This is a genomic window from Mycolicibacter arupensis (assembly GCF_002086515.1).
Taxonomy (GTDB): domain Bacteria; phylum Actinomycetota; class Actinomycetes; order Mycobacteriales; family Mycobacteriaceae; genus Mycobacterium; species Mycobacterium arupense.
Genome location: NZ_MVHH01000088.1, coordinates 1 through 6,775, shown reverse-complemented (window position 1 = coordinate 6,775; position 6,775 = coordinate 1). Strand labels below are relative to the sequence as shown.

The 6,775-nt window shown below is 67.4% G+C and carries 5 protein-coding genes and 1 pseudogene; all 6 read right to left on the bottom strand.

The features are described from left to right. Positions 1 to 122: 122 nt before the first annotated feature. Entirely contained in the window at positions 123 to 398 is a 276-nt protein-coding gene (locus tag BST15_RS20530) for a DUF1490 family protein (RefSeq protein WP_046189036.1), read from the bottom strand. A 126-nt stretch (positions 399 to 524) separates the two neighbouring features. Next, positions 525 to 2,856: pseudogene (locus BST15_RS20525) on the bottom strand (heavy metal translocating P-type ATPase); the annotation flags it as partial. A gap of 150 nt (positions 2,857 to 3,006) precedes the next feature. Next, positions 3,007 to 3,291 (bottom strand): DUF1490 family protein, encoded by a 285-nt coding sequence (locus BST15_RS20520; RefSeq protein ID WP_046189034.1) that lies wholly within the window; start codon positions 3,289 to 3,291, stop codon positions 3,007 to 3,009. Between the two features lie 70 nt (positions 3,292 to 3,361). Then, complete coding sequence (cmtR, locus tag BST15_RS20515; protein WP_046189033.1) at positions 3,362 to 3,718, bottom strand: Cd(II)/Pb(II)-sensing metalloregulatory transcriptional regulator CmtR; 357 nt, start codon at positions 3,716 to 3,718, stop codon at positions 3,362 to 3,364. A gap of 19 nt (positions 3,719 to 3,737) precedes the next feature. Then, positions 3,738 to 4,349: a transposase gene (locus tag BST15_RS20510; RefSeq protein ID WP_131701193.1), complete on the bottom strand. Its 612-nt coding sequence runs from the start codon at positions 4,347 to 4,349 to the stop codon at positions 3,738 to 3,740. 30 nt (positions 4,350 to 4,379) lie between these two features. Further along, positions 4,380 to 6,764, bottom strand: coding sequence for a copper-translocating P-type ATPase (locus BST15_RS20505; RefSeq protein WP_083071159.1), 2,385 nt, complete (start codon positions 6,762 to 6,764; stop codon positions 4,380 to 4,382). Positions 6,765 to 6,775: the final 11 nt, after the last annotated feature.

Below are 6,775 nucleotides of genomic sequence, written 5' to 3'. Positions count from 1 at the left end.
CCACGCAACCTTGACCCGCATCCGCCCGGCCGCATCAGAAACGACCTCGAGAGCGCGATCATCGGCGACCGCACCCGAAACGACCGTCAGCGCGGCGTGTTTGACGGCAGTCATCTGCGCGGTCAGTGATCGTGGTCGTGCACGTTAGCGGCGGCCGGAGGCTGCACCTCTTCGCCGATGCGCTCGCGGGCCTCGGCAACCACATCGGAGACCTTCAGCCGCGCCGACTCCGCCACCACCTCGGCGCGCCTCGTGCCACGCAGACCCAACTCCGTCGTTATAACCGCGGCCCGCCGAAACGGCGCTTTGCCTACCGCCTTCTTCAACACCTCGTAGGCGCTCACCCCGACCAACCCGGTGACCACCGCGGCCCCCGCCTTTCCCAACAACGCATACATCGCTACCCGCACCTTTCGTCCCCGTTCTGCCCTATTGGCAAAACGTCTGGTCCTTCGCCCGCTGACGTTAGCATCAACATATTGCAATATCACTATGTATTGTTGTCCCGCGTCACGGTTCGTAAGGCGATCGGGCGTCTTGGGTTGGCCCCGTCAGTGCTGTGATGCGTCCGGCGCGCACGCCGTTGGCGATGACGATGACTTCGGTGAGTTCGTGTACGAGCACGACCGTGGCCAGGCCCAGTGTCCCGAACACCGCCAGCGGCATCAGCACGGTAATGATGCCCAGGGACAGTCCGACGTTTTGCAGCATGATCTGCCGGGAGCGGCGGGCATGGTCTAAGGCTTGGGTTAGGTGTCGCAGGTCGTGGCCCATCAGGGCGATATCGGCGGTTTCGATGGCGACGTCGGTTCCCATGGCGCCCATGGCGATTCCCAGGTCGGCGGCGGCCAGGGCCGGGGCGTCGTTGACGCCGTCGCCGACCATCGCGGTGGGCCGCTGGGCGCGCAGTTGTCCGATCAGGTGGGCTTTGTCCTCGGGGCGCAGTTCGGCGTAGACGTGTTCGATTCCGGCTTGGGCGGCTAAGGCGGCGGCGGTGGCATGGTTGTCGCCGGTGAGCATCGTCACCTGATAGCCGCCGGCGCTCAGCGCGGCGACGACCTCGGGGGCTTCGGGGCGTAGTTCGTCGCGTACGGCGATGGCACCGAGTAGCTGCTGGTCGCGTTCGACGAGAACCGCGGTGGCCCCGGCTTGTTGCATGCGTGCCACCCGGTCGGCGAGCTCGGCAGGGTCGAGCCAGCCGGGCCGGCCCAGTCGCACGGCATGTCCGTTGAGGTGGCCGGTCAGCCCGGCTCCGGGGATGGCTTGGACGTCGCTGGCGGCGGTGATCGGCGCTGGGGTGGCGGCCAGGACGGCCGCGGCCAGGGGGTGTTCACTGCGGACCTCCAGCGCGGCTGCCACCGCCAGCACCTCGTCGCGGGTGGCGCCGTTGGTGGTGGCGACGTCGATGACGGTGGGCCGGTTGGCGGTCAATGTTCCGGTTTTGTCCAGGGCGATCCCACGAATGGTGCCGAGGGCTTCCAGGGCGGCGCCGCCCTTGATGAGTACGCCAAGTTTGGAGGCGGCGCCGATGCCCGCTACGACCGTGACGGGCACGGCGATGGCCAGCGCGCACGGGGAGGCGGCGACCAGCACCACCAGAGCGCGTTCGATCCAGACCAGCGGGTTACCGAAAATGCTGCCGGTCCCGGCGATCAGCGCCCCGGCGATCATGATGCCCGGCACCAACGGTCGGGCGATGCGGTCGGCCAGCCGCTGGCTGGACCCTTTTCGGGCCTGTTCGGCTTCCACGATGTGGACGATGCGCGCCAGCGAGTTGTCCTGGGCGGTTGCGGTGACCTGCACCTGCAGCACTCCGGAGCCGTTGATCGACCCGGCGAACACTGCGTCGCCGGGTGCGGCCTCGACCGGCACCGATTCGCCGGTGATCGCTGAGAGGTCCAGGGCGGTGTGTCCGGTGACGATGATGCCGTCGGTGGCCAGGCGTTCGCCGGGTTTGACGATCATCTGATCCCCGATGCGCAGATCGGCCGGGGCCACCACTGTTTCGACATCCTCGCGCAGCACTGTGGCCTGATCCGGAACCAGCGTGAGCAGGGCGCGCAGGCCGCGGCGGGTGCGCGCCACCGCGTATTCCTCCAAGCCCTCGCTGATCGAGAACAGGAACGCCAGCGCGGCGGCCTCACCGACCTGACCCAGTGCGACGGCGCCGGCCGCGGCGATGGTCATCAGGGTGCCGACGCCGATGCGGCCCTGGGCCAGTCGCTTGAGACTGGAGGGCACGAACGTCGAGGCACCCACCGCCAGTGCGAGCACCTTCAGGCCGAGTGCGACCGGCCCGAATGGGGTGACCCATGCGGTGATCGTCGAGGCCGCCAGCAGCGCCCCGGACAACGTAGCTCGCCGCAGCTTGACCACGTGCCAGAGCCGCTCCGGCTCGGGGCCGTTGTCATCGTGGTCGCAGCAGCCGTCGCTCACCGCCACCGGTCGCCGCGCCCGTACCGGAGCAAGGCCCAGCGCGGCACGGCGCGAGTCCGACCGTATCCGGGTACTCCAGTCGAGCACTTTCTGCACGACACCGGCCTGGCCGATATCAACCGAGTAAGGGACACGCACGGGCACCGACGCTGCAGGGATCCGCGCGGCATCGCCGATCGCCGACAGGATGGCAGCGCTGTCGCAACGTGCGGGCGAATACCAGATCACCACCGATGCCGTGCGCGGATAGGCCTGCACGGCCTGCACACCGGTCACCTTGCCGACCGTGTCCTCGATCGCGACGGCCCGGACCGCGTCGAGGTGAAACCCGCTGGCGTGCACACGCATCCGTCCCGCGCCGACCGAAACTACGGTCAGCGTGACCCTGGCATCAGGGTGAGTATCAGTGGTCAGCATCATCCGCCTCTCTAGTCGTGGTCTGCCGTGACCGGCTCGTCGTCAGTCCTCGTGGATTCGGCCGCTCAATCAGCTCGTCGAGCGAGTTCTTCGGTTCAGCCCATCGGTCTGGCCACTTCCGACACACCACGGCGAAGCGTCGACAGCAAAATGTCAGCAGCAATCGTCATCGGGGACCTGGGTGGCAGTCGGCAAGGAGGCGTCGTCGCCGATGCGCTCGTGGGCCTCAGCGACCACATCGGCTACCTTCAGCCGGGCTGACTCGGCCGCGACCTCGGCGCGCCGGGTTGCCCGCAGACTCCACTCCGTGGCGGTCACCGCGACCCGGCGAACCGGATCCGCGCCCACCGCCTTGCGCAGTGCCTCGTAGGCGCTCACCCCGACCAGCCCGGTGAATACCGTCCCGGCCGCCTTAACCACTAGCCCGTGCGCAACCACTGTCAACCCTCTTCCTGTTCTGCCTTGTCAGCACCATTGAGCTGGTCGGTATTCGCTGTCACCCTGCTCATCAACTCACTGTCACCTCGACCGCCGCTCCGAACGCGACTTGCTCGGCGGCGCAGGGCTCGTCGCTGTTCACCGCGAGGACGACCTGGACCAACTCGCCCAAGGCGCGGGCTAGGTGACTGTCGGCCAGCGCATAGCGGACCTGCCGGCCCTCATAGGTTGCGATGACCAGTCCACAGCTGCGCAAACACGACAGGTGATTGGACACATTGGATCGCGTCAACCCGAGGTGCGAAGCCAGCTGCCCGGGATAGCAGACTCCATCTAGCAGTGCCACAAGAATCCGGCACCGCGTCGGATCAGCCAGCGCCCGGCCCAGCCGAGCCAGCGCCGATTCCCGCCTCTCGCATGTCAGCATGAGCCAAACAGTACATCGATCACTGATATAACAGCAAGCGCTGAATTGTGTATCCGCTCAGCGACGCCTCGGTCAGCCATTGCCTGGCCCAGCGGATTGCCGGCCGTGCAATACCTGTCTCGATCGCGACGCGACCGGTCTGATCGGGAGCATGGTGACCCGATGGTGTTTCCCGATTAGGGGTCTTGACTTGTGTCTCAGGGGCTACGGACGCGGCGTTGTCATCACCGGACTCTGGGGCGCGTCGCAGCAGGCGCACTCCGCAGCGCTGAGCTCGTGACAGCTCAGCTTCGATGCTGCGCCCGCAAAGTGTGCCGAGAACTTCTTTTAAGAATGCGATTTCTTTGGCCTGCTGGGTAACGGTCGCGCGTAGCCGCAGCAGCTCCGCAAGCTGCTGCGCCGAAACCGGCTGTCCACCAGGGGTATCCAGCATCCTGGCGTCGGCGCCGCGGACCTTGGACATCCGCCACCGCTCGTCACGTACCCAGGTATGCAGCAGGCTCGTGCCCATGTCTAGTTCGCGAGCTACTTCAGCAACGCGCCGGTGTGCATCGATCACCAGGTGTGCGGCCTTGACCCGATGCTCCGGGGTGAACGAGCGCCGACGTCGTGGCATATCAACATCCTTCACGGGTTCACCGTCCTGTCACCGCGGTGTCCACTATGTGTGGACGGCATCGTGTGGCGAGTGTTTACCCATCAGCCGACTGGGGATTGGGGCGGCGGTCGCAGGCGCCTTGTGGGTGTCGCGGCCGAAGCGGCGTAGCCGCAGCGAGTTGGTGACCACGCTGACCGAGGAGAGTCCCATCGCCGCGCCAGCAATGACTGGGTTGAGCAACCCGAGCGCGGCCAGGGGAATCGCGGCGGTATTGTAGCCAAACGCCCAGCCAAGGTTCTGGTATATGGTGCGCAGGGTCTGCCGGGAGAGCCCGATCGCCTGAACGACGCCGTCGAGCCGGCCCGACATCAGCGTGATGTCGGAGGCCTCGATGGCCACGTCGGTCCCGGTGCCGATCGCGATACCCAGATCGGCCTGCACCAGCGCGGGGGCGTCGTTAACGCCATCGCCCACCATCGCGACCACCCGGCCCTGGTCTTGTAGCCGCCGGATTTCGGTGACCTTGTCCTGCGGCAGCACCTCGGCCAACACCTGGTCGATGCCGACCTGTCTGGCGATCGCGGCGGCCGTGCGGGTGTTGTCGCCGGTGATCATGGCGACCTGCAGCCCCATGGCGTGCAGCTGAGCGACCACGTCGGCGGCGTCGTCCTTGACTGTGTCAGCGACCGCGAGCACACCCACCACGTGGTCGTCTCGGCCGACGAACACCGCGGTGCGGCCCTGCTCTTCGAGCTCCTCGGCCGCCGCAGCGAGATGCTCAGGCAGCAGCAACTCCTGGTCGTCGACAAGCTTGCGTCGCCCGACCAGCACCGTGCGGCCGTCGATCTGGGCCCGCACCCCGTGCCCGGCGAGGTTGGTGAATTTCGTGGCGGCCGGAATCTGCAACCCCAGCTCGCGCGCAGCGGCGACGATCGCCGCGCCAATGGGGTGCTCAGAGCCCGACTCGACCGCCGCGGCGATCCGCAGCACCAGGTTGGGCTGGCGCCGCTTACCGGCAATCACATCGGTGACCCGCATCTGGCCGCGGGTCAGCGTGCCGGTCTTGTCGAACACCACGGTGTCAATCTTCTTCGACGCTTCGAGCACCTCGCCGCCCTTGACCAGGATCCCCAGGTCGGCGCCGCGGCCGGTGCCAACTGTGATGGCGGTGGGGGTGGCCAGACCCAACGCGCACGGGCACGCGATGATCAGCACCGCGACAGCGGCGGTCATACCGGCGATCGGGTTGCCCGCGATCAGCGTCCACCCGGCAAACGTCACCGCTGCCACACCGACGACGGCCGGGACGAACACCGATGAGACCCGGTCGGCCAGTCGCTGCACCGGGGCCTTGCCGCCCTGGGCCTGCTCGACCAGGCGCACAATCTGCGCAAGCGCGGTGTCGGCCCCGACGGCGGTGGCGCGCACGGTCAGCAGCCCATCGATGTTGACGGTAGCCCCGGCAACACGGTCACCCACTGCCTTCTCGACCGGGACGGACTCGCCGGTCAACATCGATTCATCGACGGCGGCGCGCCCGTCGGTGATCTCACCGTCGACCGGGATCTTCTCCCCGGGCCGTACCCGCACCAGGTCTCCGACGTGCACCTGGTCGACCGGCACGAGCAGCTCCTGGCCATCCACGAGCAGGCAGGCTTCCTTGGCGCCCATTTCGAGTAGCTTGCTGATCGCCTCCGATGCCTTGCCGGTGGCTCTGGCCTCGAAATAGCGGCCCAGCACCACGAACGCGATGATCAGCGCCGAGGTGTCAAAGAACAACGGCCCGCCGGCGAACAACTCAAACATCGAGTACCCGAACGCGGTCAGGGTGCCCAGGGCGATCAACGTGTCCATGTTCGCGGTCAACGCCCGGGCCTGCTGTACCGCACCGGCCAGAAACGGCCACCCGGCAACGAACTGCACCGGCACCGTAGCGGCGAAAGCCAACCAGCCCGCCCACGGATAAGCACCGAAAAGCATCGTCGAAGCGGACGCCAGCAGCGCCAACGGCATCGCCAGCCACAAGCGCCGCAACCACTTGCGCCGTTCGCGCCTGTTCAGCTCGCCTGACGACGGCTTGCCGCACGCGGCGACCGGCCCCTGTCCGCAGCCGCCGCCCGCCACGGTGTCGGGCCGACCGTCGATGTCGGGGGAGCGGCCCAGCAGGCGAGCGATCCCCCCGATGGCTTGGCGCACCACACCGTGGTGGCGCACTTCAGCCGAATGCGGGGCGCGCGCGGGTACCAACTCGGCGGGAATGTGCTGTGCATCGTCGATTGCCGACAAGATCGCGGCGGTGTCGCAACTGTGAGGGGAGTAGCGGATCACCACCGATCCCGTCCGCGGATAGGCATAGACCGCGTCCACGCCGGTCACGTTGGCGACCGTGTCCTCGATCGCCACGGCCCGAATTGCATCGACACGAAATCCGGTGACCTGCACCCGCATCCGCCCCGCTG